The sequence below is a fragment of the Delftia sp. WSY_16 genome (assembly GCF_043104415.1).
Lineage (GTDB): Bacteria > Pseudomonadota > Gammaproteobacteria > Burkholderiales > Burkholderiaceae_C > Comamonas > Comamonas tsuruhatensis.
The window spans coordinates 157,689-181,130 of record NZ_JBICKS010000018.1; the positions used below are offsets into that span (position 1 = coordinate 157,689).

The 23,442-nt window shown below is 68.4% G+C and carries 18 protein-coding genes; 4 read left to right on the forward strand and 14 right to left on the reverse strand.

From position 1 onward, the window contains the following. Positions 1 to 90 precede the first annotated feature (90 nt). On the forward strand, positions 91 to 1,224 hold the full coding sequence (gene nadA, locus ACF8O7_RS08995; protein ID WP_392443148.1) for a quinolinate synthase NadA: 1,134 nt from the start codon (positions 91 to 93) through the stop codon (positions 1,222 to 1,224). A 10-nt stretch (positions 1,225 to 1,234) separates the two neighbouring features. Next, on the forward strand, positions 1,235 to 2,737 hold the full coding sequence (gene nadB / locus ACF8O7_RS09000) for an L-aspartate oxidase (RefSeq protein WP_392443150.1): 1,503 nt from the start codon (positions 1,235 to 1,237) through the stop codon (positions 2,735 to 2,737). Between the two features lie 307 nt (positions 2,738 to 3,044). Here nadB and dcd read toward each other — a convergent pair whose 3' ends face one another. The 3 genes from dcd to ACF8O7_RS09015 form a co-directional block, all read right to left on the reverse strand. Further along, on the reverse strand, positions 3,045 to 3,617 hold the full coding sequence (gene dcd, locus ACF8O7_RS09005) for a dCTP deaminase (protein WP_013803686.1): 573 nt from the start codon (positions 3,615 to 3,617) through the stop codon (positions 3,045 to 3,047). 68 nt (positions 3,618 to 3,685) lie between these two features. Beyond that, positions 3,686 to 4,978 (reverse strand): guanine deaminase, encoded by a 1,293-nt coding sequence (gene guaD / locus ACF8O7_RS09010; RefSeq protein ID WP_151020264.1) that lies wholly within the window; start codon positions 4,976 to 4,978, stop codon positions 3,686 to 3,688. A 111-nt stretch (positions 4,979 to 5,089) separates the two neighbouring features. Further along, entirely contained in the window at positions 5,090 to 6,196 is a 1,107-nt protein-coding gene (locus ACF8O7_RS09015; RefSeq protein WP_392443153.1) for a BMP family ABC transporter substrate-binding protein, read from the reverse strand. Positions 6,197 to 6,657: 461 nt separating this feature from the next. Here ACF8O7_RS09015 and ACF8O7_RS09020 point away from each other — a divergent pair, with 461 nt between their 5' ends. Next, on the forward strand, positions 6,658 to 7,098 hold the full coding sequence (locus tag ACF8O7_RS09020) for an HIT family protein (RefSeq protein WP_046241129.1): 441 nt from the start codon (positions 6,658 to 6,660) through the stop codon (positions 7,096 to 7,098). A gap of 6 nt (positions 7,099 to 7,104) precedes the next feature. On the opposite strand, the gene ACF8O7_RS09025 is transcribed toward ACF8O7_RS09020, so the two are convergent. From ACF8O7_RS09025 to ACF8O7_RS09070, 10 genes are all read right to left on the reverse strand, one after another. Continuing rightward, the gene (locus tag ACF8O7_RS09025) at positions 7,105 to 8,154 is read right to left on the reverse strand and encodes an adenosine deaminase (RefSeq protein ID WP_277849559.1); all 1,050 of its coding nucleotides are present in this window, start codon (positions 8,152 to 8,154) and stop codon (positions 7,105 to 7,107) included. Next, positions 8,154 to 9,161, reverse strand: a complete 1,008-nt coding sequence (locus ACF8O7_RS09030; protein WP_016449761.1) for an aromatic ring-hydroxylating dioxygenase subunit alpha — start codon at positions 9,159 to 9,161, stop codon at positions 8,154 to 8,156. Before ACF8O7_RS09030 ends, ACF8O7_RS09025 begins: the two co-directional genes overlap by 1 nt. A 194-nt stretch (positions 9,162 to 9,355) precedes the next feature. Then, on the reverse strand, positions 9,356 to 10,513 hold the full coding sequence (locus ACF8O7_RS09035) for a BMP family ABC transporter substrate-binding protein (protein WP_016449762.1): 1,158 nt from the start codon (positions 10,511 to 10,513) through the stop codon (positions 9,356 to 9,358). A 250-nt stretch (positions 10,514 to 10,763) separates the two neighbouring features. Next, entirely contained in the window at positions 10,764 to 11,936 is a 1,173-nt protein-coding gene (locus ACF8O7_RS09040; RefSeq protein WP_052155404.1) for a BMP family ABC transporter substrate-binding protein, read from the reverse strand. Between the two features lie 48 nt (positions 11,937 to 11,984). Next, entirely contained in the window at positions 11,985 to 12,905 is a 921-nt protein-coding gene (locus ACF8O7_RS09045; RefSeq protein WP_016449764.1) for an ABC transporter permease, read from the reverse strand. Next, positions 12,905 to 14,011 (reverse strand): ABC transporter permease, encoded by a 1,107-nt coding sequence (locus ACF8O7_RS09050; protein ID WP_043790732.1) that lies wholly within the window; start codon positions 14,009 to 14,011, stop codon positions 12,905 to 12,907. The genes ACF8O7_RS09045 and ACF8O7_RS09050 overlap by 1 nt, the downstream gene beginning before the upstream one ends. Then, on the reverse strand, positions 13,998 to 15,587 hold the full coding sequence (locus ACF8O7_RS09055) for an ABC transporter ATP-binding protein (protein WP_392443157.1): 1,590 nt from the start codon (positions 15,585 to 15,587) through the stop codon (positions 13,998 to 14,000). Before ACF8O7_RS09055 ends, ACF8O7_RS09050 begins: the two co-directional genes overlap by 14 nt. 120 nt (positions 15,588 to 15,707) lie before the next feature. Next, positions 15,708 to 16,640, reverse strand: coding sequence for a LysR family transcriptional regulator (locus ACF8O7_RS09060; protein WP_016449767.1), 933 nt, complete (start codon positions 16,638 to 16,640; stop codon positions 15,708 to 15,710). 223 nt (positions 16,641 to 16,863) lie between these two features. Then, positions 16,864 to 19,125, reverse strand: coding sequence for a diguanylate cyclase domain-containing protein (locus ACF8O7_RS09065; RefSeq protein WP_392443160.1), 2,262 nt, complete (start codon positions 19,123 to 19,125; stop codon positions 16,864 to 16,866). A gap of 120 nt (positions 19,126 to 19,245) precedes the next feature. Continuing rightward, positions 19,246 to 19,881: a Crp/Fnr family transcriptional regulator gene (locus ACF8O7_RS09070; protein WP_088166726.1), complete on the reverse strand. Its 636-nt coding sequence runs from the start codon at positions 19,879 to 19,881 to the stop codon at positions 19,246 to 19,248. Between the two features lie 140 nt (positions 19,882 to 20,021). On the opposite strand from ACF8O7_RS09070, the gene ACF8O7_RS09075 reads away from it, so the two are divergent. Next, positions 20,022 to 21,905: an EAL domain-containing protein gene (locus ACF8O7_RS09075; RefSeq protein ID WP_392443162.1), complete on the forward strand. Its 1,884-nt coding sequence runs from the start codon at positions 20,022 to 20,024 to the stop codon at positions 21,903 to 21,905. Between the two features lie 70 nt (positions 21,906 to 21,975). On the opposite strand, the gene ACF8O7_RS09080 is transcribed toward ACF8O7_RS09075, so the two are convergent. Continuing rightward, on the reverse strand, positions 21,976 to 23,304 hold the full coding sequence (locus ACF8O7_RS09080) for a urate hydroxylase PuuD (protein WP_312840138.1): 1,329 nt from the start codon (positions 23,302 to 23,304) through the stop codon (positions 21,976 to 21,978). Positions 23,305 to 23,442 lie beyond the last annotated feature (138 nt).

Here is a 23,442-nt window from a genome sequence, read left to right on the forward strand (position 1 = left end):
AGTGCGGGAAAAAACATCACACTAATACTCAAATTGAGCATATTATTCGCAGCCATCACCAGACCTTTTCCACAGTCCCGGACGGCCACCATGCAGCTCAAATCCGTGCAGTACGACAAGCCCCATTTCTCCCACGCCGGCCAGTGCGGCATCGGCGAGGCATGGGCCCGCATTCCCCCTGAACTGGACCGCGCCCAGCGCCTTCGGACCACCGAGCGCATACGCGCCCTGCTGCACGAGCGCGATGCCGTGCTCGTGGCCCACTACTACGTGGATGGCGAACTGCAGGACCTGGCGCGCGAGACCGGCGGCTGCGTGGGCGATTCGCTGGAGATGGCGCGCTTCGGCGCCCAGCACCAGGCCAGCACCCTGATCGTGGCCGGCGTGCGCTTCATGGGAGAGACCGCCAAGATCCTCAGCCCGGAAAAGCGCGTGCTCATGCCCGACGACGACGCCAGCTGCTCACTGGACCTGGGCTGCCCGGCAGACGAGTTCAGCGCCTTTTGCGACGCCCACCCGGACCGCACGGTCGTGGTCTACGCCAATACCAGCGCGGCGGTGAAGGCGCGTGCCGACTGGGTGGTCACATCGTCGGTGGGACAGGACATCGTGGCCCACCTGCATGCCTGCGGCGAGAAGATCCTCTGGGCGCCCGACCGCCACCTGGGCGCCCACATCCAGCGCCAGACCGGCGCCGACATGCTGCTGTGGCATGGCTCCTGCCTGGTCCATGACGAGTTCAAGGCCGACGAACTGGCCGCCATGGCACTGGAGTATCCGCAGGCCGCCATCCTCGTGCATCCCGAGTCGCCGGCCGCCGTGGTCGCCCAGGCGGACGTGGTGGGCTCCACCACCCAGCTCATCAACGCGGCTGGCCGGCTGCCCACCGACACCTTCATCGTCGCCACCGACCAGGGCATCCTGCACGACATGCGCATGCGCTACCCGGGCAAGACCTTCCTGCCCGCGCCCACGGCCGGCCAGGGCGCCACCTGCAAGAGCTGCGCCATGTGCCCGTGGATGGCGATGAACAGCCTGCAGGGCGTGGAGCTGGCCCTGGAGCAGGGCCTGTGCGCCATCGAGGTGGATCCCGCCATCGCCCAGGCCGCGCGCCGCCCTATAGAACGCATGCTGGCTTTCGCGGCCGGCCACCGCCAGCCCGTGCGCGCCAGCGGCGACCTTGCGCGCGATGCGGCGCTCTTCCAGCACTTCGGTCCCGCCTGAGGACAGCGCCATGACACAGCCTTGCACAGACGTACTCATCATCGGCGCCGGCCTGGCAGGCATGGCCGCCGCCCTGTCGCTGCCGCCGCATCTGCGCGTGGCCCTGCTCAGCAAGGGCGCGGCCGAGGAATGTGCCAGCGCCTGGGCCCAGGGCGGCATTGCCGCCGTGCTGGATGCACAGGACAGCATCGACGAACACGTGGCGGACACCCTGGTCGCGGGCGCAGGCCAGTGCGATGCACAGGCCGTGCGCGCCATCCTTGAGCAGGCGCCTGCCGCCATCGATTGGCTGGTGGCCCACGGCGTGCCTTTCACGCGCGACGACAGCGGTGGCCTGCACCTCACGCGCGAGGGCGGCCACGGCCGCCGCCGCATCGTGCATGCCGCCGACTGCACCGGCCAGGCCGTGCACGCCGCCCTGCTGCGTGCCTGCCGGGAGCGCGCGAACATCGATTTGCATGAGCACACCAGCGCGCTGGACCTGCTGACGGAAGGACAGCCTGCGCACTGCACAGGCGCGCTGGTGCGCCTGCCCGATGGCCGCCAGCAGCGCTGGCATGCCGCGCATACCGTGCTGGCCACCGGCGGGCTGGGGCAGGTCTATCCCGCCACCACCAACCCGGCCACCGCCACGGGCGATGGCGTGGCCATGGCCTGGCGCGCAGGCTGCCGCGTAGGCGACCTGGAGTTCATGCAGTTCCATCCCACGGCCCTGCAGGTGGGCGGCCGTGCGGCCGGCCTGGTCTCCGAGGCATTGCGCGGAGAAGGCGCCCTGCTGCGCCTGCCGGACGGCACGCGCTTCATGCCTGCCCATGACGAGCGGGCCGAACTGGCGCCGCGCGACATCGTGGCCCGGGCCATCCGGCACGAGATGGACCGCCATGGCCTGGCCTTCGTGCACCTGGACATCAGCCACAGGCCCCGCGCCTGGCTGCAGTCGCATTTCCCGGGCGTGATGGCCCTGTGCGCCAGCCATGGCATCGACATTGCGACGCAGCCGATTCCCGTGGCCCCCTGCGCCCACTACGCCTGCGGCGGCGTGCTGGCCGATATCGACGGGCGCACGGATGTCGATGGCCTGCACGCCATCGGCGAGGTGGCGCGCACCGGACTGCACGGCGCCAACCGGCTGGCCAGCAATTCGCTGCTCGAATGCGTGGTGATGGGCCGCGCGGCCGCCCGGGCCATCGCGCAGCAGCCGGCTGCTGCCCCGGCGCCGGCCCGGCCGACCGAAACCCTGCAGGCCGGCGCACAGGAGCAGGACACGGCAGCCGTCGCGCAGGAGTTGCGCCAGCTCATGCAGGACTGCGTGGGCATACAGCGCAGCGACCAGGGCCTGGCACAGGCCGTGCAGCGCATTGCGGCATGGCGGGAAAGGCTGGCACCTGCCGCAGGCCATGCGCTGCGCAACCAGCTCGATGTCTGCTGGCTCATGGCCACGGCCGCCGCCGCACGGCGCGAGAGCTGCGGCGCGCATTCGCGCATCGACGCCGCCCCGGCGCTGGTGGAATGAAGAATGACCCCCACGCTCCCCTTGCTGCGCAAGGTCCGCTGCCCCCCAAGGGGGCCGCTTTTCATCTTGGGGCGGCCCGGCGATGAAGAATGACCCCCACGCTACCCTTGCTGCGCAAGGTCCGCTGCCCCCCAAGGGGGCCGCTTTTCATCTTGGGGCGGCCCGGCGATGAAAAATGCCCCCCACGCTACCCTTGCTGCGCAAGGTCCGCTGCCCCCCAAGGGGGCCGCTTTTCATCTTGGGGCGGCCCGGCGATGAAAAAGGCCCGCAGCTTTCGCTGCGGGCCTTGTCTGCCGGGCCAAAGCCGTCAGGCCTTGGGAAGCGTCACGCCCACCTGCCCCTGGTACTTGCCGCCACGGTCCCGGTAGCTGACCTCGCAGACATCGTCGGGATCGCTCTCGAAGAACAGCACCTGGGCGCAGCCTTCACCGGCGTAGATGCGGGCGGGCAGCGGCGTGGTGTTGGAGAACTCCAGCGTCACATAGCCTTCCCATTCGGGCTCGAACGGCGTGACGTTGACGATGATGCCGCAGCGCGCGTAGGTGCTCTTGCCCAGGCAGATGGTCAGCACGTTGCGCGGGATGCGGAAGTACTCGACCGTGCGCGCCAGCGCGAAGCTGTTGGGCGGGATGATGCAGCTGTCACCCTCAAAATCGACGAAGCTTTTCTCATCGAAGTTCTTGGGGTCCACCACGGTGCTGTGGATGTTGGTGAACACCTTGAATTCGGGTGCGCAGCGGATGTCGTAGCCATAGCTGCTGGTGCCGTAGCTGATGATCTTGCGGCCATCGACGTTGCGAACCTGGGCCGGCTCGAAAGGCTCGATCATGCCGTGATCCTCGGCCATGCGACGGATCCACTTGTCGCTCTTGATGCTCATGGCAATTCCTCGTTCCCTAGCTGTCCTTGTCAGGCGCCAGCACCCGGCCGGGCACTGGCGCAAAGGCGCTATTTTGCTTGAGAAACGACGGTGCGCTCTATCAGGCGGTCATCGCCCAGGATGATCATGGCGAACAGCAGCTCGTCCAGGCTCTCGGCCTGGCGGGTCTTGCGCTCGAGCAGCGGCGTGCAGGCCGGGTTGATGACCACGAAGTCGGCTTCGCAGCCCGGCTGCAGATTGCCCACCTGGCCGGCCAGCCCCAATGCGCGCGCCGCGCCCGCCGTGTGCTGCCACCACAGGTTGCCGGGCGACAGGCTCAGGCCCTGCTTGGTCTGGCCCTCGCGGCCCGCCACATAGGCGGCCTGCATGGTGCGGAAAGGGCTGAAGCTCATGCCGCCGCCCACGTCGCTGGCCAGGCCGTAGAGGAACTGCGCGGCGTCGGCCCGCGCAAAGTCGAAGAAGCCGCTGCCCAGGAACAGGTTGCTGGTGGGGCTCACGGCGGCGGCGGTGCTGCGTTCACGCATCAGGGCGCGGTCTTCATCGTCCAGGTGGATGCAGTGCGCGTAGACGGCGCGCTCGCGCATCAGGCCGAAGTCGTCGTAGACCGACAGATAGCTGCGGGCCTTCGGAAAGAGTTCGGCCACCCAGCGCACCTCGTCCAGGTTCTCGGCCACGTGCGACTGGATCCAGACATCGGCGTAGCGTGCGGCCAGCTCGCCCGCGCCGCGCAGCTGCTCATGCGTGCTGGTGGGGGCAAAGCGCGGCGTGATGGCGTAGCCCAGGCGGTCCACGCCATGCCAGCGCTGGATCAGGTTTTCGGTGTCGATCAGGCTTTGCTCGGTCTGGTCGCGCACGCCGTCGGGGCTGTGGCGGTCCTGCAGCACCTTGCCCGTGATCATGCGCATGCCGCGCGCCTGCGACGCGCCCATGAGCGCATCGACCGACCCCGGGTGCGAGGTGGCAAAGGCCAGCGCCGTGGTCACGCCGTTGCGCTGCAGCTCGTCCAGGAAGAACTCGGCCACGCTGTCGGCATGCGCGCGTTCGCAAAAGGCCGACTCGTGCGGAAAGGTGTATTTCTCCAGCCAGGGCAGCAGGCCGGCGGCGGGCGCGCCGATCACATCGGTCTGCGGATAGTGGATGTGCAGGTCGATGAAGCCTGGCGCCAGGATGCGGCCCGGCAGATGGGTGACTTCAGCGCCCGGCTGTCCGGTGAACTGTGCCTGCAGCGCCTGCCAGCTGCCGGCGGCGACCACGCGCTGCTGCCCCTTGTCATCCGGGGCGACGGCCAGCAGGCCGTCTTCGTCGTAGAGCGCCTGGCCATCGTCGGCAAAACGCAGCAATGAGGAACGGTAGATTTGCATGCCGCCAAGCTTAGCGGGCGGACAGGCAGATGCCATATCCGCAGCGCTATAGGCGCCATCGGCAGGCGCCACCCTAGGGTTTACGCCAGGGCGGCAGCCAGGGGATACATCTCACTTGGGCAGGGTGGCCTGCACGCCTTCCACCAGCCAGTTCATCTGCAGGATCTGCGCATCGTCCAGCTGCTTGCCGGCTGGAATGCGCACCTGGCCCTGGTTGTCGCGCACCGGCTGGTCGCCGGCCTTGAAGGGCTGCAGGCGGCCCTGGGCCATGTCCTTTTGGCGCTGCAGCACTTCCTCGCGCACGGCGGGCGGCAGCCTGGGGCCGAAGCCCTCCACGCGGATCATGCCCTCGCGCACGCCGCCCCAGGTGTCCTGGCTCTTCCAGCTGCCGCCCAGCACGGCGCGGGCGCGCGCCGTGTAGTAGTCACCCCACTGGTGGGTGACGGCCAGCAACTGGGCGTCGGGCCCGTCCTTGCGCATGTCGGAGTGGTAGGCAATCGCCATGCGGCCGCGCTCCTGGGCGGCCTGCATCACGGCGGTGGATGCGACCTGGAAGGACACCACGTCCACGCCGCCGTTGAACAGTGCCATGGCCGCATCGCGCTCGCGCGGCGGGTCGAACCAGGTATCCAGCCAGACCACCTTGACCGTGGCCTTGGGATTGACCGAGCGCATGCCCAGCGTGAAGGCGTTGATGCCTTGCAGCACCTCGGGAATCGGAAAGCCGACCACGAAGCCGGCCACGCCCGTCTTGCTGGCACGGCCTGCGGCAATGCCCGACAGATAGCGGCCCTCGTAGTAGCGCGCATTCGAGGTGGCCACGTTGTCGGCGCGCTTGAAGCCCGTGACCGACTCGAACTTCACCTGCGGGAAGTCGCGCGCCACGCGCATCACGGACTCGGTGTAGCCGAAGCTGGTGGTGAAGATCAGTTGGTTGCCGCTGGCGGCCAGGTCGCGCAGCACGCGCTCGGCGTCGGGGCCCTCGGGCACGCTGTCCACGGCGCGGGTCTGCACGCGCGGGCCCAGGGCCGCCTGCAATGCGCGCCGGCCCTCGTCGTGCTGGCGCGTCCAGCCGGCGTCGAGCACGGGCGTCAGATAGACGAAGGCGGCCTTGAGGGGCGCGGAACCTGCGGGGGATGAAGGGGCGGGATGGCCTTGGGACAAGGCCGTGGATACAAGACTTGCGGCCGCGACTGCGGCTGCGAGGTTTTTGTACATGGTGTTCCTCTACATGGCCCGGAAATGAAAACGCACCTGCCGTGGGCAGCGGCCGGTGCGGGGCGCGATTATAGGCAGCGGCCCCGGGGGCTGCCTGGGCCTGCGCTTATGGCCTCCATAAGGGGCGGCAGATACCGTCTACTAGAGCGTGTTATGCACTTTTAAGTGCCCGCGAAAGCCGGGAAATGGGCCCGGAACGAGGCGCAGCGCGCGCCGCGGTTGCCATACCGCAAGTGTGCTGCAACGAAGGGCCGGGCCCATTTCCCGGCTTTCCCGAAGGGTTGGCTCTGCGCGCAGGCGCTCGCGGCGTTGCAGCGCTTGCCAAGGCTCCAGCCTTGGCGGCGCACTGCGCCTTGCGATCACCAGCGCGCAGAACCAACGCGGGTACTTAAAAGTGCTTAACACGCTCTAAGATCGTCGGCAAATTCCACCCCCAAGCAACCACCAAGGAGTACAAGACCATGCCGATGTTCGTCGATACCTCGCCCCCGGGCCAGTGCATCTTCTGCCGCCTCGTGGCGGGCGAGATCCCGTCCGCCAAGGTGTTCGAGGACGAGCAGACCATCGCCTTCATGGACATCGGCCAGGTCAATCCCGGCCATGTGCTGGTGGCCAGCAAGCGCCATGCCGTGACCCTGCTGGACCTCACGCCCGACGAGGCCGGCGCCGTGATGCGCACGGCCCAGCGCGTGGCGCAGGCCGTGCAGTCAGCGTTCGACCCCGAAGGCATCAGCCTGTTCCAGGCCAATGGCGCGGCGGGCGGGCAGACCGTCTTCCACTTCCACCTGCATGTGCTGCCGCGCCACGAGGGCGACGGCGTGGGCCTGGGCTGGCCGCGCAAGGAGCCCGGCATGCAGGCGCTGCAGGACCATGCCGAGCGCCTCAGGAAGGCGCTGGCCTGAGCGGACTCAGGCCAGGGCTGCGTACTTGGCGAACACGGCCTCCAGCTGGCGCATCCAGTGGGCGCGCTGCTGGGGCGTGACGAAGCTGGCGTCAAAGCTGTTGACCGCCAACTGCCAGGCCTGCTGCGAGTTCATGCCCGTGGCGGCGAACAGCTGCAGGTAGTTCTCGTTCACGTAGCCGCCGAAGTAGGCCGGATCATCGGAATTGACCGTGACCTTGAGACCCGCCTCCAGCAACTGCGGCAGGTTGTGCTGCGCCAGGTCGGCCACCACGCACAGCTTGAGGTTGGACAGCGGGCACACGGTCAGCGGCACGCCGTCGCGCACCAGGCGCTGCATCAGGGCCTCGTCGCGCGCGGCCTGCACGCCGTGGTCTATGCGCTCGGAATGCAGCACGTCCAGCGCGCCCCAGATATAGGCGGGAGGTCCCTCCTCGCCCGCATGCGCGACCAGGTGCAGGCCCAGCTCGCGGCAGCGCGCGAACACGCGGGCGAACTTCTCGGGCGGGTTGCCGACCTCGCTGCTGTCCAGCCCCACGCCGATGAAGCGGTCGCGCAGCGGCAGCGCGGCCTCCAGCGTGGCGAAGGCGTCCTCCTCGCTGAGGTGGCGCAGAAAGCTCAGGATCAGCGCCGACGAGATGCCCTGCTCTATCTCCGCATCGCGGCAGGCGCGGTACAGGCCGTTGATCACGGTCTCCATGCCCACGCCGCGCTGGGTGTGGGTCTGGGGGTCGAAGAAGATCTCGGCATGGACCACGTTGTCTTGCGCGGCGCGCGTCAGGTAGGCGCGGCCCATGTCGTAGAAATCCTGCTCGTAAAGCAGCACGCTGGCGCCGGCGTAGTAGATGTCCAGAAAGCTTTGCAGATCGGTGAAGGCATAGGCGCGGCGCAGGTCTTCCACGCTGGCATAGGGCAGCTTCACGCCATTGCGCTGGGCCAGCGCAAAGATCAGCTCGGGCTCCAGCGAGCCTTCGATGTGCATGTGCAGCTCGGCCTTGGGCATGGCCTTGAGCAACTGGGGCAGATGCGCGGCATCCACGGCGGGTACGGTGTGCATCAGCAGACTCCGAAGGTGATGCCGCTGGCCCGGAGGTAGCGGCGGTAGGCGGACGACATGCGGTCGGCCGCAGAGTGCATTTCGGCGCGCGGGTCCAGCGGCAGGCACTTGGGCTGCTGCGACTCCAGCACGGGCTGGTCCTGGCAGAAGATGGTGTGCTGGAATTCCTGCAGCTGTGCGTCGGGCGAGTCGAAGTCTGCCACGGCCAGCCGGAACCAGACGCGGCTGGTCTCGGGCGTGACGGGGCAGATGAACAGGGCGATGGACTCGCGCCATCCGGCCCGGGTGGTGCCGGATTCGGGCAGCTTGGTCAGCACGGCGGCATAGGGCGCCGTGACTTCGTAGGTGTACTCGACCTCGGCCGCGCTGGTGGAGTGCAGGTTGGACTGCGGCTGCACGGCCTTGCAGCCCGTGGCCAGCACGCCCGTGGCCGTGGTCTCCACGGCATAGGCTTCGATGGCCGTGGCGTCGCGGCTGCCCAGCCAGCCTTCGTGGACAAAGCCGAAGTGCGACATGTCCAGGAAGTTCTCGATGATGCGCGGCGCGCTGGCGGCCACGTCGTAGGGGCCGCAGTTGAGCTTGCGCAGGTGCGCGTCCGCCTCGGCTTCAAAGGCTGGCAGTGCCGCCAGGGCCGCCAGGGCCGGAACAGCCGAGAGCTCCTCGCCCGTGGCCAGCCGCACCCAGACCAGGCCGTAGGCTTCCTGTGCCTCGAAGGCCTTCACGCACTGCGAGGGCGGGGGCGTGAAGCTGGGCAGGGCCGGCACCTTGACGCACTGGCCGCTGTCGGCGAACTGCCAGCCGTGGTAGGGGCATTCAAGGTGGCCGTTCTCGACACGGCCCATGGACAGGCGTGCACCACGGTGCGGGCAGCGGTCCACGAAGACGCGGACCTGGCCTTGCGGATCGCGCCACAGCACCAGGGGCTGGTCCAGCAGTTGCACGCCCAGCGGCGCATCGACAACTTCGTGGGCCTGGGCCACGGGATGCCAGAGGGAGTTTTCGATCATGGGGGAATCTCTTGCTGTCTGTCTGTGCCGCGGCGGCGGGCAGGCCGCGGCTGGGAGCGAGCATAAACCCGCTCGATGCGCAGCACAGGTACGGTACAGGTACACCTGTGCTGCGCATGAACGCCAAGGCCGCCCGAAGGCGGCCCTGGCGGCAACAGGCAACCCGGCCTGCGCCGGGTGGCATGGCGTCTGTCTTACTTGCTGTCCTGGCCCGGCACCTTGCCTTCCACGCCCTTGACGTAGAAGTTGATGCCCGTGAGGAACTTGTCTTCGGCCACGGCGTCGGCGGCCAGCAGTTCCTTGCCGTCCTGGCCTGTGATCGGACCCTTCCAGATGTGGAAGGTGCCGTCCTTCAGACCCTTCTTGACCTCTTCGATCCTGGCCTTGGCCTCGGCGGGCACGTCGTCGGCCAGCGAGACGATGTCGATCGCACCTTCCTTCACGCCCCACCAGGTCTGCTGGCTGCTCCACTTGCCGTCCAGCATCTCGCGCACGGTCTTGGTGTAGTAGGGAGTCCAGTTGATGATGGCCGAGCCCAGGTGGGCCTTGGGGCCGTAGGCCGTCATGTCGGAGTCCCAGCCGAAGGCGCGCTTGCCCTTTTCCTCGGCCGTCTTGAGCACGGCGGCGGAGTCGGTGTTCTGGAACAGGATGTCGGCGCCGCCGTTGATCAGCGAAGTCGCAGCCTCGGTTTCCTTCGGGGGGGCGAACCACTCGTTGACCCAGACAACCTTGGTCTTGATCTTGGGGTTCATGGACTGCGCGCCCAGCGTGAAGCTGTTGATGTTGCGCAGCACTTCGGGAATCGGCACGGAGCCGACCACGCCCAGCACGTTGGACTTGGTCATGGAGCCCGCGATGATGCCGGCCAGATAAGCGCCTTCGTAGGTGCGGCTGTCGTAGGTGCTGACGTTGGCGGCGGTCTTGTAGCCGGTGGCGTGCTCGAACTTCACATCGGGGAAGTCGGGAGCGATCTTCTGGATGGGCTCCATGTAGCCGAAGGTGGTGCCGAAGACCAGCTTGTTGCCGTTGGCGGCCATGTCGCGCAGCACGCGCTCGGCGTCGGCGCCCTCGGGCACGCTCTCCACATAGGAGGTCTTGATCTTGTCGCCGAATTCCTTCTCCAGCGCCAGGCGGCCCTGGTCGTGGGCAAAGGTGTAGCCGCCGTCACCGACGGGGCCCACGTAGGCGAAGGCGATCTTCAAAGGCTCGGTTGCAGCGGCAGCAGGGGCCTCGGCAACGGGAGCGGGCGCAGGCGCGGCCTCCTCCTTCTTGCCACAGCCGGCCAGCGCGGCGGCGGCCACGGCCGACAGCGCTGCCACCTTGATCAGGGAGCGTTTGTGAAGATCAGTCATCGAAGTTTCCTCAAGTGGTCCTGCGGCAGGCAGGAAGAAGGCGGTGTCCGCAGGGGCGCAGACCCGCCGCGATGGGTCCCGAGAATAAAGCAAGAATGGCGCCAGCCGGCTGCACCAGAGCCACCAGGCATGCGGGAAAACCACATTTTGGGGGCTTTGCACAATCGTGGTGCATAGGGCGGACCCGTCTGGCGGATCACGGCAGAAAAAAGGGCCCCGAAGGGCCCTTGGTGCATGGACTGCCGCCGGATCACTTGGCGCCCGGCACCTTGCCTTCGACGCCGTTGACGAAGAAGTTGATGCTGGTCATGAAGCCCAGATCGCCGACCTGTCCTGCCGTCAGCACTTCCTTGCCGGTGTTGTCCTTGATGGGGCCGGTCCAGACGGCGAAGCTGCCGTCCTTCAAGCCGTCGCGTGCCTTGGCGACCTTGTCCTTGATGTCCTGGGGCACGTCGTCGGCGATCTTCACGAGGTCGATGGCGCCTTCCTTCACGCCCCACCAGAACGAGCCGCCCTGCCACTTGCCGTCCAGCGTGTCCTGGGTGACCTTGCTGTAGTAAGGCGTCCAGTCGATCACGGCCGAGCCCAGGTGGGCCTTGGGCGCGAAGGCGCTCATGTCGCCGTCCTTGCCGAAAGCGCGCGCACCGCGTTCCTCGGCCGTCTTGAGCACGGCCGGGGAGTTGGTGTTCTGGTAGAGCACGTCCACGCCGCCGTTGATCAGCGAGGTGGCGGCCTCGGACTCCTTGGGCGGGGCGAACCACTCGTTCACCCAGACCACCTTGGCCTTGATCGAGGGATCGACGCTTTGCGCACCCAGCACGAAGCTGTTGATGTTGCGCACCACTTCAGGGATAGGCACCGAGGCCACGACGCCGATGGTCTTGGTCTTGGTCATGCCGCCGGCCACGATGCCAGCCAGGTAGGCGCCCTCGAAGGTCTTGGTGTCGTAGGTGGCCACGTTGTCGGCATTCTTGTAGCCGGTGGCGTGCTCGAACTTCACGTCCTTGAGGTCGGCCGCGACCTTCTGCACGAACTCCTGGTAGCCGAAGCTGGTCGCGAAGATCAGCTTGTTGCCCTGGCCGGCCATGTCGCGCATCACGCGCTCGGCATCGGCGCTCTCGGGCACGCTTTCGACAAAGGAGGTTTCCACCTTGTCGCCGAACTTCTCCTGGATGGCCTTGCGGCCCAGCTCATGCTGGAAGGTCCAGCCGCCGTCGCCGATGGGGCTGACGTACATGAAGCCGATCTTGAGCTTCTCGGCCGGCGCCTGCGCTGCGGGCGCGGCAGCGGGAGCAGGCGCTGCGGCCTCTTCCTTCTTGCCGCAGGCGGTCAGGGCCGCCACCGAGATGGCCGACAGGCCGATCATCTTCACAAGCGTGCTTTTGAGGCCAGGTTTCAGGGTGCGTTCGCGCAAAGCGGGCATGCGTTTGTCCTTTTGTGGTTCTGGAGGGAGAGAGAAACAATGAAAGCGTCAGGAGCCCGGGTAGAAGGGCTTGCCCAGCGAGGCCGGCATGTTGGCGCGGATCCAGGTCGGATTGCGCGAGATCAGCACCAGCACGACGATGGTCGCCAGGTACGGCAGCATGGACAGCAGTTGGCTGGCCACCTGCACGCCCGTGGCCTGCAAATGGAACTGCAGCATGGTCACGCCGCCGAACAGGTAGGCGCCCAGCAGCACGCGCGCAGGGCGCCAGGTGGCGAAGGTGGTCAGCGCCAGCGCGATCCAGCCCCGGCCCGACACCATGCCCTCCACCCACAGCGGCGTGTAGACGGTGGAGATGTAGGCGCCGGCCAGCCCGCACATGGCGCCGCCGAACACCACGGCCGCCAGGCGGATGCGGCGCACCGGATAGCCCAGCGCGTGGGCCGACTGGGGCGACTCGCCCACGGCGCGCAGCACCAGGCCGGCCCGGGTGCGGTAGAGGAACCAGACCAGGGCCGCCGCAATGGCCACCGCGCCATAGACCAGCGGATGCAGGCGGAACAGCGCCGTGCCCACCACGGGCAGGTCGGACAGCCAGGGCACGGCGAACTTGGGCAGCTCGGGCAGGCGTGCCTGCACATAGCCCAGGCCCAGGAAGGCCGAGAAGCCCGTGCCGAACAGCGACAGGGCCAGCCCCGTCGCGTACTGGTTGGTGTTCAGCCAGATCACCAGCACGCCGAAGATGGCGGCCAGCAGCGCGCCCGCACCCATGCCGGCCAGAAAGCCCACGGTGGTGCTGCCCGTGTGGACCACGGCGGCAAAGCCCGCGATGGCGGCGCACAGCATCATGCCCTCGGCACCCAGGTTGACGATGCCGGCCTTTTCATTGATCAGCAGGCCCAGCGCGGCCAGCGCCAGCACGGTGCCGGCGCTGAGCGTGGAGCCCAGCAGCAGTGCATAGGATTCCATCAGCGGGCCTCCTTGACGGCAGGCGCCGCTGCGGGCGGGACCACGGGCGTGCGGGACACCCAGCGCACGCGGTAGGCCACCAGCGTGTCGCAGGCCAGCAGCGTGAACAGCAGCAGGCCCTGGAACACGCCGGTCAGCGCCTTGGGCAGGCCCAGGCGCGACTGGGCGAGTTCGCCCCCGATATAGAACATGCTCATGAGAATCGCGGAAAAGATCATGCCCACGGGATGCAGGCGACCGACGAAGGCCACGATGATGGCGGCGAAGCCGTAGCCGGCCGGGACATAGGGCGTGAGCTGGCCCAGCGGGCCGGCCACTTCCAGCGCACCGGCCAGGCCGGCGGCGGCGCCCGAGATCAGCAGCGCCGTCCACAGCGCACGGCGCGAGGAAAAGCCCGCGTAGCGTGCGGCGGCCGGAGCCAGCCCACCGACCTGCAGCGCAAAGCCGGCGCGGGTGCGGAACAGGAAGATCCACAGCATGGCCGCCGCGGCCAGCGCCAGCAGCAGGCCGATATTGGTGCGCATGCCCTGCATCAGCTTGGGGATCTGCGTGACGCGCTCGAAGGTCTTGGTCTGCGGGAAGTTGTAGCCCATGGGGTCCTTCCACGGCCCGTAGACCAGAAAGCCCAGCACCAGGGTGGCCACGTAGACCAGCATCAGGCTGACCAGGATTTCATTGGCATTGAAGCGGTCGCGCAGCAGGGCCACGATGCCGGCCCAGACCATGCCGCCCAGCATGCCGGCCACCAGGATGGCGGGCACGATCCAGGGCCCCGTGGTCTTGTCCGCCAGCAGCGCCACGCCGCCTGCGGCCACGGCGCCGATCACGAACTGGCCTTCGGCACCGATGTTCCACACATTGGAGCGAAAGCACACGGCCAGGCCCAGCGCGATCAGCAGCAGCGGCGTGGCCTTGACGGCCAGCTCGCCCAGCGCATAGGTGGACTTGACGGGGTCCCAGAAGAAGGCCTGCAGGCCGCGCACCGGGTCCTTGCCCAGCACCACGAACAGGCACACGCCGATCAGCACCGTGATGGCCAGCGCCAGCACGGGCGAACCGTAGGTCCACAGCTTCGAGGCCTGGGGGCGTTGCTCAAGCTTGAACATGGGCACCTCCCTTGGTGGCACTCGGGGCGGCGTTCGGGGCGGCAGCACCGTCCCACAGGCCGCTCATCCACTCGCCGATCTGCTGCACGGTGGCATCGGCCCGCGCCACGGAGGGCGACAGCCGGCCCTTGGCCACCACATGCAGGCGGTCACATATCTCGAACAATTCGTCCAACTCCTCGCTGAGCACCAGCACGGCGCAGCCCTCGTCGCGCAATTGCAGGATGGCGCCGCGTATCTGCGCGGCCGCCCCCACGTCCACCCCCCAGGTAGGCTGGGAGATGATGAGCAGCTTGGGCCTGGCATCGATCTCGCGGCCCACGATGAATTTCTGCAGGTTGCCGCCCGACAGCGACTGCGCCGCCGCGTTGGGGCCGCCGGCCTTGACGTTGAAGCGCGCAATGATGGCGCGCGCCTGCTCCTGCAGCTGGCCCATGCGGATCCAGCCGCCTTTGCCCAGCGCGGTCTTGCGCGTGAGCAGCAGGTTGTGCGCCAGGCCCATGCTGGGCACGGCGCCGCGGCCAAGACGCTCCTCCGGCACGAAGTGCAGGCCCAGCGCACGGCGCCGGCCGGGGCCCAGGCGCCCCGCCTCCCGGCCGGCAATCTGCACCATGTCGGGCGCCGCGCGCGTGTCCTCGCCGGACAGCGCATACAGCAATTCCTTCTGGCCGTTGCCCGAGACACCGGCGATGCCCACGACTTCGCCCGCGCGCACATCGAGGTGTATGCCCTGCAGGTCCACGCCGAAGGGCTCCGAGCGCGGCAGCGCCAGGCCCTGCACGCGCAGCACGCTGGCGCCGACCTGGGATTCGCGGTGCGTGAGCTCGGGCGGCTCCGAGCCGATCATCAGCCGCGACAGCGAGGCATTGCTCTCCACGGCCGGATTGCACACGCCCGTCACCTGCCCGCCGCGCAGCACGGTACAGGCCGTGCACAGCGAGCGGATCTCGTGCAGCTTGTGGCTGATGTAGAGGATGGAGCAGCCCTCGGACGCCAGGCGGCGCAGCACGACGAAGAGCTTTTCCACCGCCTGCGGCGTGAGCACCGAGGTGGGCTCGTCAAGAATGAGCACGCGCGGGTGTGTGAGCAGGGCGCGGATGATTTCCACGCGCTGCATCTCGCCCACGCTCAGCGTGTGCACGGGGCGGTGAGGATCGACCTCCAGCCCGTAGTCATGCGCCGTGGACTCGATGCGCTGCACCACCTCGGCCAGCGGCAGGCTCTTGTCCAGGCCCAGCCAGACGTTCTCGGCCACGGACAGCGTGTCGAACAGGCTGAAATGCTGGAACACCATGGCGATGCCCAGCTGGCGCGCCTCCTGCGGGTTGCGGATGTGGACCGGCTTGCCATCGACCTCGATGCGGCCCTCGTCAGGCTTGACGGCGCCGTAGATGATCTTCATCAGCGTGGACTTGCCGGCGCCGTTCTCGCCCAGGATGGCATGCACTTCGCCGGCGCCCACGGTCAGCGAGATGCCGTTGTTGGCCACCACCGCCGGATAGCGCTTGGTGATGCCTGTCAGCTGAAGCCGCGGCGGCGCTGCTGCTGGCAGGGGGACTGTATCGGGGGGATTCATGGCTGGGATTGTCTTTCAATTTCTGCAACAAACTGGAACACAAGTCCTTGAAACCGCCTCGGCGGCCCTCATATCGGCCATCACTTTGTTCACCCAAAAGGCGGTTCCTGTCGCCGTCGCCTAGCGGGCACGGGACATCAGCGCCACCTGCCGCACGGCATCGCGCAGCCAGCGCGTGGACGCGCCCATGTGCGTGCGGGCATGCCACAGCTGGTAGTACACCAGCGGCGCAAACTCCACCGGGCAGGGCAGGATCACCAGGGGCAGGCGCTGGCTGAAGCGCTCGCAGAACAGCCGCCCCGTGGTCAGCACCAGCAGGCTGGTGGCCACGATGTCGGGAATCAGGCTGAAATGCGCGCAGCGCGCCGCCACCTGGCGCTGCAGGCCCATGCGGGAGAGCTGGTCGTCGATCACGCCGCGCGCGCCCGGGTAGGTGGGCGTGGGCGCGATGTGCTCGGCCTCCAGCCACTGGGCCACGTCCCAGCCGCGTCGCACGGCCGGATGCTGGGGGCTGACCAGGCAGACCACCTCGTCCTCGAACAGGCTGGCCATGTGCAGGCCCTGCGGCGGCTCGGGCCAGTTGCCGATCACCACGTCCACATCGCCCTGGGCCAGTTGCACCTCGTAGTGCGCGTCGCCGTTGAGGGCCAGGATGTCCACGGGGCAGCCGGGCGCCTCGGTCTTGAGATGGGCCACCAGGCGCGGCAGGAACAGCGGGTCCAGGTAGTCGCTGGCGGCGATGCGGAAGGTGCGCGTGGAGGTGCGGGGATCGAAATGGCGCGCATCGCTGAACAGGCCTTCGGCCGCGCGCAGGATGTCGGCCGCCGGCTGCACCATGCGCAGCCCGGCCTCGGTGGGCTGCATGTGCGCGCCCGAGCGCACCAGCAGCGAATCGCCGGCCAGGTCGCGCAGGCGCTTGAGCGCGGCGGACACCGCCGGCTGGTGCATGCCCAGGCGCAATGCGGCACGCGAGACGCTGCGCTCGGTCAGCACCGTGTGCAGCACCCGTATCAGGTGCAGATCAATCTTGTCGAACAGGGCCTGGTCGCGCATGTAGCGAAGCAATCAGCGAAAAAAAGAGCGGTCGCGCCGGGGACGCGCCGCAGGTCATGGGGAGCCCGCAGCGTAACCCAGCCACGGAGCGCTCCGGCTAGATACAACCACCAAGGATGGGACGGTTAAACACTTGTGTGTGCAAGGCATGCAATATGCGGGCCAAGGCCGGCCAGGCCTGGCGCGGCGGCGCGGCCACCCAGGCCACCACCCATTCCCTCACTCATGCGGCCTCCAGCACCTCGACGCGGTTGCGGCCCTTGCGCTTGGCCGCATAGCAGGCCATGTCGGCCGAGCGCAGCGCGCTGCTGACCGTGTGCTGGCGGGCATCGAGCACCACCATGCCGACGCTGGCGCCCATCAGGTAGCGCTGGCCCTCGTGCGCGCCTTCCCAGTCCTGCACGGCCATGCACAGGCTCTGCGCCAGCAGCATGCCCTGCTCGGCCGGGACGCCGGCCAGCAGCACGGCGAACTCGTCGCCGCCCAGGCGCGCCACCCAGCCCAAGGGCCGCACCACGCTGTCGATCAGCCGGGCCATGTGGCACAGCACCTCGTCGCCGGCCGCATGGCCTCCCTGCTGGTTGACGTGGGCGAAGTGGTCCAGGTCCAGGAACAGGATCACGCCATGGTGCGGCATGGGAGAAATGGCGACTTCGACCGCGGCCGTGGCCACGGCAGCAACCTCGGCGTCGGCTTGCGAGGAGGAGACCTCTTCCTGCAGCGCCTCGGCGGGCAGGCGCTGGGCGGCGCTGCATTCCTGCAGCCATTCATGCAGGCGCATGGCAAAGGCCTCGCGGTTGGGCAGCAGGGTCAGCGGATCGTGCATGGCCTTCCAGCCCGGCTGCTCGCGCACCAGACGCTGCATGGTCACGTCCTCGACCACCCAGACCAGGGTGGGATCGGCCGGCACCACGGCGCGTGGCTCCAGGCCGCGCTGCAGGCGCTGCAGGCTCTGGCCGTGCAGGCGCACCCAGATGGGGCGGCCGTCCTTGCGGACAAAGCACTGCTCGCTGTCGAACTGGCCGTACATGTCCAGGTCCTTGCGCACGCGCTCCAGCAATTGGATGTGCGCCGCGTCGGAGGCGCACAGCTGGCGTATCGCCTGCCCCTGCAGCTCGCGCGGCGGGTAGCCGAGCATGCGTGCGGCCTGCAGGCCCACCAGCTCCAGATGCGCCGCGTGCGTGACCACCAGGCCCACGGGCGCGTAGTCCATCAGCGTTTGCAGCTGCAGTTGCAGCCGGCCGACCTCGTGGGCCTGGTCCTGGCCCATCTGGCCCAGGCGGTGCAGGGCCTGCCACAGCGTGGAGGCCTCTCCCCAGGCATGGGTCCAGGGCATGCGCCAGCCGCCTTCCTCGGCATGGCCTGGCGCAGGCTCCGGCGCGGGATCGGGCTCTTCGGCCATCAGCCGCCCCTGGCTCGCCAGCCATTGGCGTGCACTGCGATGCAAGGCGGCCATGGGTTCGGTGACCAGGATCAGCAGCAGCACCAGCAGCGCTGTGACCCCCGCGACGGCTGCCAGCAGCCACCAGAGCACGCGCGGCGCCAGGCTGGGCGCAATGGCTTCCTCGGGGGTGATCCTGACCACCAGCCACTGCGGCAGCGGCATGCCGGCCGTCGTCACCAGGTAGCCGGCGCGACGCTGGGTATCGGGGCCCACCTGCAGGCCGCCGGCGGAAGGGTCCTGCAACCAGTCCGCGCCCAGGCCGGGCTCGGCCTCGGCGCGCGCCGTCCAGCGCGCGGGATCGGAGTGGGCCAGGATCTGCCCGTCGCGCTGCATGACCAGCAGCCGCCCTGCGGAGCGCGAAGGGTCGATGCCGGGCGGCAGCAGCGCCTGGCCGGACATGCGCACGCCCGCCGAAAGCACGCCGCTGACCGTGCCGTTGCCGGCGCGCAGCGGCACGGCGTACAGCAACTCCATCATTGCGGGATCGGCCCCCTTGCGGACCATGGTGGAGACCACGGGCTTGCCATCGGCCAGGCTGCGCCGCATCACGTCGCGCACGCCTTCGTCCAGATCGACCAGGGGTTCGGAGCGGCCGCCGCGCAGGCTCAATTGCAGTTGCCCACGCGCATCGGCCAGCTGCAATGTGTCGAACAGCCGCACGGATGCGTCTCCGCGCAGCATCTCGCCCATCAGGCGGCTGGGGTCGCCGCCCTGGTCGGCCATGCCCTGGGCCAGCACCCACAGCAGGCGCTGCTGCTGCTCCAGCCGCGAGGCCAGCATGCGCGCCACGGTATCGACCTCGTCGGCCTGCCGGGCCATGGCGCGCTCCAGCGTCTGCTGGCGCATGCTGTGCGATACCCACCAGGCACTGCCCAGGCCCACCACAAGCACGGCCGCGGCGGCCAGCGCCAGCACCGTGCAGCGCATGGCGCCCCAGCCTGTGGACGCGCGCGGCCACGAGGGCGAGTCCGGCACCTGCGGAGCATCCTGGGATGCCAGCAGTGCCTGGAAAAAGGGAGATCGGCGGGCGTCCAGTGACATGACGCCATCAATATATGCAGGCCCGAAAGCCGTCCCACTGGGTGGAACCCGCGAACCAGTGGATACCCCGCCCCACAAGGCCCGGCGCTTGCAGGCCGGCACCCGTCAGCGGCGTGGGAATCAGCCTACTGCGAGCACTTCGAGGGCCGCCGGCTTGGGCAGATCGATGACATTGCCCCTGCCCGCGATGAGCCCGTGCTCACGCAACTGGCGCAGCACGCGCGAGAAGGTCTCGGGCGCAATGCCGAGCTGGGCGGCGATCAGCCGCTTGCGCAGGTGCAGCGTCACGCGCAGGCCGCCAGCCTCGTGCGGCATGGCATGGCGCAGCAGCCACTGGGCGCAGCGCGCCTCGGCGTCCTTGGACAGGCGGCTCACCGCCAGCTCGGTCTGCGCGCAGTAGGCCTGGGCCATGTCCTGCAGCAGTTGCTGGGCGGGCGACGGCAGCTGCGAGACGGCCTTCAGGAAGTCGGTCTGGGGAAGTTGCTGCACGCGGACATCGCTGTCGGCCAGCATGTCCAGGCTGCTGCCGCGCCGCTGCAGCACAAAGGCCGCATCCAGCCAGGCAGGCCCCTCCACGACACCGAGCTGGTGGCGCATCTGCCCACCCTGGCCTATGCCCAGGAGCACACGACCGCGCTCCAGATACATCACCGTATCCGGCGACTGCCGACGCAGCCTGAGCCAGGTACCCGCGGCCAACACCTGGGCGGAACCCGGCGCGAAGGCGAAAGCTTGCAAGGAAGACAGGGCGAACATGCATGCAACTTTGCCGGCTTTGCTCCCGCCGCGTTTTGAGCCATGTCAATCCGCCGCCAGCACACCGGTCCGCAGGCGGCATACTTGTCACAAGAATGTCACCAGTGAAACGTAATGTATCCGACTGAAAAGTTGAGCCCATGATCGATCCCCAGATGCTCGCCAGCCTGCCCGCTGCCGCGGCCGTGCTCTCCGCCGCCGTGCGGTCCGGCGCAGGCCCCGTGGCACAGCTCATGCGCGCGGGCGGCCTGTACTGCGTCTTCCAGCCGCTGGCCGATCTGCGCAGCGGCAGCATCTATGCGCATGAGGCGCTGATCCGCGGCCCCCATGGAACGCCGCTGCACACGCCCGATGCCCTGCTCAAGGGCGCTGCGGCCGAGGGCATTCTTCGGGAATTCGAGCTGCTGGCGGTCTGCGTGGCGCTGCAGGACTGGGGCCGGCAGAGTGCGCCGGGCCGGCTTTTCGTCAACCTCAGCGCCCAGGCGCTGGTGCAGGCCGTGGGGGTCTGCGGCCCCGGCATGGTCGGGGACACGGTGCGCAGCTTCGGCGTGCAGGCCCGCTCCCTGGTGGTGGAGATCACCGAACACGACCATGTGACCGACATGCCCGCCGTCTGCGCCGCCGTGAAGGCCGTGCATGCCACGGGCGCGCGCCTGGCGCTGGATGACTTTGGCGACGGCCGCTCCAGCCTGCGCCTGTGGTCCGAGGCCAAGCCCGACTTCGTCAAGATCGACAAATACTTCATCCACCAGATCGAGCAGCGCCCGGCCACGCTGCAGCTGCTGCAGGCCATCAAGGGCATTGCCGAGGTCTTCGGCACCACGCTGATCGCCGAAGGCATAGAGACCGAGGATGAGCTGCGCACCCTGCGCGACCTGGGCATTCCGTATGGCCAGGGCTGGCTGCTGGGCCGCCCTGCCGAAACCGCCCAGCCCCAGATCAGCACGCAGGCGCGCAGCGTGGCCCAGGACCCGCGCGTGGCCGTGCTGCCCCACCAGGGACACAGCGCGCGCCCGGGGGTGCTGCGCAATCTGATGGTGATGCAGGCGCCCTGCGTGGTGCCCACGGCCAGCAACGACGAGGTGGCCGAGCTGTTCCAGGCCGGCCAGCAGCTGCATGCCATTGCCGTCGTGGAGGCCGGCCGGCCGCTGGCGCTCATCAACCGCCAGCAGTTCATGAACCACTACGCCACGCTGTACTTCCGCGAAGTGCACGGGCGCAAGCCCTGCCTGGCCTTTGCCAACGTGCAGCCGCGCATCGTGGAGCTCGATTGCGATGTGGACCAGCTCGTGGGTATCCTGACCTCGCAGGACCAGCGCTACCTGAGCGACGGCTTCATCGTCACCGACAACGGCCGCTATGTGGGCCTGGGCACGGGCGAGCAGCTGGTGCGCCGCGTGACCGAGGCCCGCATCGAGGCCGCGCGCCACGCCAACCCGCTGACCTTCCTGCCCGGCAACATCCCCATCAGCCTGCACATGCAGCGACTGCTGGACAGCGGCGCCGGCTTCGTGGCCTGCTACGCCGACCTCAACCACTTCAAGCCCTTCAACGACCACTACGGCTACTGGCGCGGCGACCAGATGATCCGCCTGGTGGCGCGGCTGGCCGTGGCGCACTGCGATGCGCGGCGCGACTTCGTGGGCCATGTGGGCGGGGACGACTTCATGCTGCTGCTGCAAAGCGAGGACTGGCAGCGGCGCTGCGAGGGCATCGTCGGCGCCTTCGCAGGCGAGGCACGCCAGCTGTTCGACGACCAGGCGCGCGAGGCCGGCGGCATCTGGGCCGAGGACCGCCACGGCATCCGGCGATTCTTTGCCTGCACCACGCTGTCCATCGGCGTGGTGCGCGTCGCGCCGGGCAGCCTGCTGGCACCCGAGGACATCGCCAACCTCGCGGCCCTGGCCAAGCAGCAGGCCAAGGCGCAAAGCCTGCCGGGGCGCGGCGCCATCGCGCTGCACACGCCGCGCGATGAAGCGCGGCGCCCGGCCCTGCACGGCGCCGCAGCGGCCTGGCCTGCCTGAAACAGAAAGCCCGCAGGCTCTTGCGAGACTGCGGGCGGGTGGCTGGCAGCGCATGGGCGCGGCAGGATGATCAGTTCACCGATGCACCCGATTCGTACCAGCGCTTGACCATGCCGCGCTCGTCATCGCTCAGGGCGCCCGGATTGCCGAAGGGCATCTTGCGCAGCTGCACCACCTGCTGGTAGATCTGCTGGGCATGGGCCTTGACCTGCTCGGGCGAGTCCAGGCGCACATTCTTTTGCTGCAGGGCGGCACCGTGGCAGACCACGCAATGCTGCTGCAAGAAGGGCGCGAGCTGGGCATAGCCGACGGCGCCGTCGGCAGGAGCGGCGGCAGCCGGGGACGCAGGGGCTGCAGGCGCAGCCGGCGCTGCCGTGTCACCACCGGGAGCCGCTGCTGCGGGCTCGGTCGTTGCGGCAGGCGACTGCACGGCGGCGGGAGCCGGCGCAGGCGCTGCGGCAGGCGCCGGCGCGGGCTTGAGCCAGACGGCCGTGCCGACCAGCACCAGCACGCCAACCAGGGCGTAGGGCCAGGGATGGGCATTGCGGCCCAGCTTGAAGCCGTGGCGCATCACGAAGAACTGGCGGATGGCGGCGCCTGCGAACATCATCAGGATCAGCACCAGCCAGTTCAGCTCATGGCTGTACAGCCAGCCGTAGTGGTTGGACAGCATGGCGAACAGCACCGGCAGCGTGAAGTACGTGTTGTGCACGCTGCGCTGCTTGCCGCGCTTGCCGTGGATGGGATCCACGGGCTGGCCTTCCTTCAGGGCCTTCACCACCGTGCGCTGGCCGGGGATGATCCAGAAGAACACGTTGGCGCTCATCGAGGTCGCCAGCATGGCGCCCATCAGCAGGAAGGCGGCCTGGCCCGGGAAGATATGGCAGGCCAGGAAGGCCGCGATGCACACCAGCACCAGCACCATGGCGCCCACCGTGGCGTCGCCGTTCTTCTTTTGGCCGAAGACGCGGCAGATGCCGTCGTACAGCAGCCAGAACACGACCAGGAAGGCCAGGGCCGAGGCAATGGCCGCAGCCGAGCCCATGGCGTTGGGATCGGCCGGATTGACGAGGTAGATCTTGGCGTTCCACAGGTACGACACCGTCAGCAGCGCAAAGCCGCTGAGCCAGGTGGTGTAGCTTTCCCAGTAGAACCAGTGCAGGTGGTCCGGCAGCTTGGGCGGGGAGACATTGAACTTGACGGGGTGGTAGAACCCACCGCCGTGCACGGCCCAGAGTTCGCCGCTGACGCCCTGCTTCTTGAGATCGTCATCGACGGGCGGCGTCAGGCTGCTGTCGAGGAAGACGAAATAGAAGGAGGAACCGACCCAGGCGATGGCCGTAATGACGTGGAGCCACCGCAACAGCAGGTTGGCCCAGTCGAGAATGTAGCTTTCCATAGCTCTCAACCTTGGCAGCGTGGGGGCCGCCGGTGTTCAACCTGCTCACCACTGCGGGCGCTCTGAGCAGAAGAAAAAGGCCGCGCACCCGGTAGATATACCGCCGGTGCACCGCTGCGACCATTTCGTAGACACAAA

What these genes read in the sequence shown, in the direction of transcription:
- nadA (WP_392443148.1), top strand. Translation starts at nt 91, where the DNA reads ATGCAGCTCAAATCCGTGCAGTACGACAAGCCCCATTTCTCCCACGCC.
- nadB (WP_392443150.1), top strand. Translation starts at nt 1,235, where the DNA reads ATGACACAGCCTTGCACAGACGTACTCATCATCGGCGCCGGCCTGGCA.
- dcd (WP_013803686.1), bottom strand. Translation starts at nt 3,617, where the DNA reads ATGAGCATCAAGAGCGACAAGTGGATCCGTCGCATGGCCGAGGATCAC.
- guaD (WP_151020264.1), bottom strand. Translation starts at nt 4,978, where the DNA reads ATGCAAATCTACCGTTCCTCATTGCTGCGTTTTGCCGACGATGGCCAG.
- ACF8O7_RS09015 (WP_392443153.1), bottom strand. Translation starts at nt 6,196, where the DNA reads ATGTACAAAAACCTCGCAGCCGCAGTCGCGGCCGCAAGTCTTGTATCC.
- ACF8O7_RS09020 (WP_046241129.1), top strand. Translation starts at nt 6,658, where the DNA reads ATGCCGATGTTCGTCGATACCTCGCCCCCGGGCCAGTGCATCTTCTGC.
- ACF8O7_RS09025 (WP_277849559.1), bottom strand. Translation starts at nt 8,154, where the DNA reads ATGCACACCGTACCCGCCGTGGATGCCGCGCATCTGCCCCAGTTGCTC.
- ACF8O7_RS09030 (WP_016449761.1), bottom strand. Translation starts at nt 9,161, where the DNA reads ATGATCGAAAACTCCCTCTGGCATCCCGTGGCCCAGGCCCACGAAGTT.
- ACF8O7_RS09035 (WP_016449762.1), bottom strand. Translation starts at nt 10,513, where the DNA reads ATGACTGATCTTCACAAACGCTCCCTGATCAAGGTGGCAGCGCTGTCG.
- ACF8O7_RS09040 (WP_052155404.1), bottom strand. Translation starts at nt 11,936, where the DNA reads ATGCCCGCTTTGCGCGAACGCACCCTGAAACCTGGCCTCAAAAGCACG.
- ACF8O7_RS09045 (WP_016449764.1), bottom strand. Translation starts at nt 12,905, where the DNA reads ATGGAATCCTATGCACTGCTGCTGGGCTCCACGCTCAGCGCCGGCACC.
- ACF8O7_RS09050 (WP_043790732.1), bottom strand. Translation starts at nt 14,011, where the DNA reads ATGTTCAAGCTTGAGCAACGCCCCCAGGCCTCGAAGCTGTGGACCTAC.
- ACF8O7_RS09055 (WP_392443157.1), bottom strand. Translation starts at nt 15,587, where the DNA reads ATGAATCCCCCCGATACAGTCCCCCTGCCAGCAGCAGCGCCGCCGCGG.
- ACF8O7_RS09060 (WP_016449767.1), bottom strand. Translation starts at nt 16,640, where the DNA reads ATGCGCGACCAGGCCCTGTTCGACAAGATTGATCTGCACCTGATACGG.
- ACF8O7_RS09065 (WP_392443160.1), bottom strand. Translation starts at nt 19,125, where the DNA reads ATGTCACTGGACGCCCGCCGATCTCCCTTTTTCCAGGCACTGCTGGCA.
- ACF8O7_RS09070 (WP_088166726.1), bottom strand. Translation starts at nt 19,881, where the DNA reads ATGTTCGCCCTGTCTTCCTTGCAAGCTTTCGCCTTCGCGCCGGGTTCC.
- ACF8O7_RS09075 (WP_392443162.1), top strand. Translation starts at nt 20,022, where the DNA reads ATGATCGATCCCCAGATGCTCGCCAGCCTGCCCGCTGCCGCGGCCGTG.
- ACF8O7_RS09080 (WP_312840138.1), bottom strand. Translation starts at nt 23,304, where the DNA reads ATGGAAAGCTACATTCTCGACTGGGCCAACCTGCTGTTGCGGTGGCTC.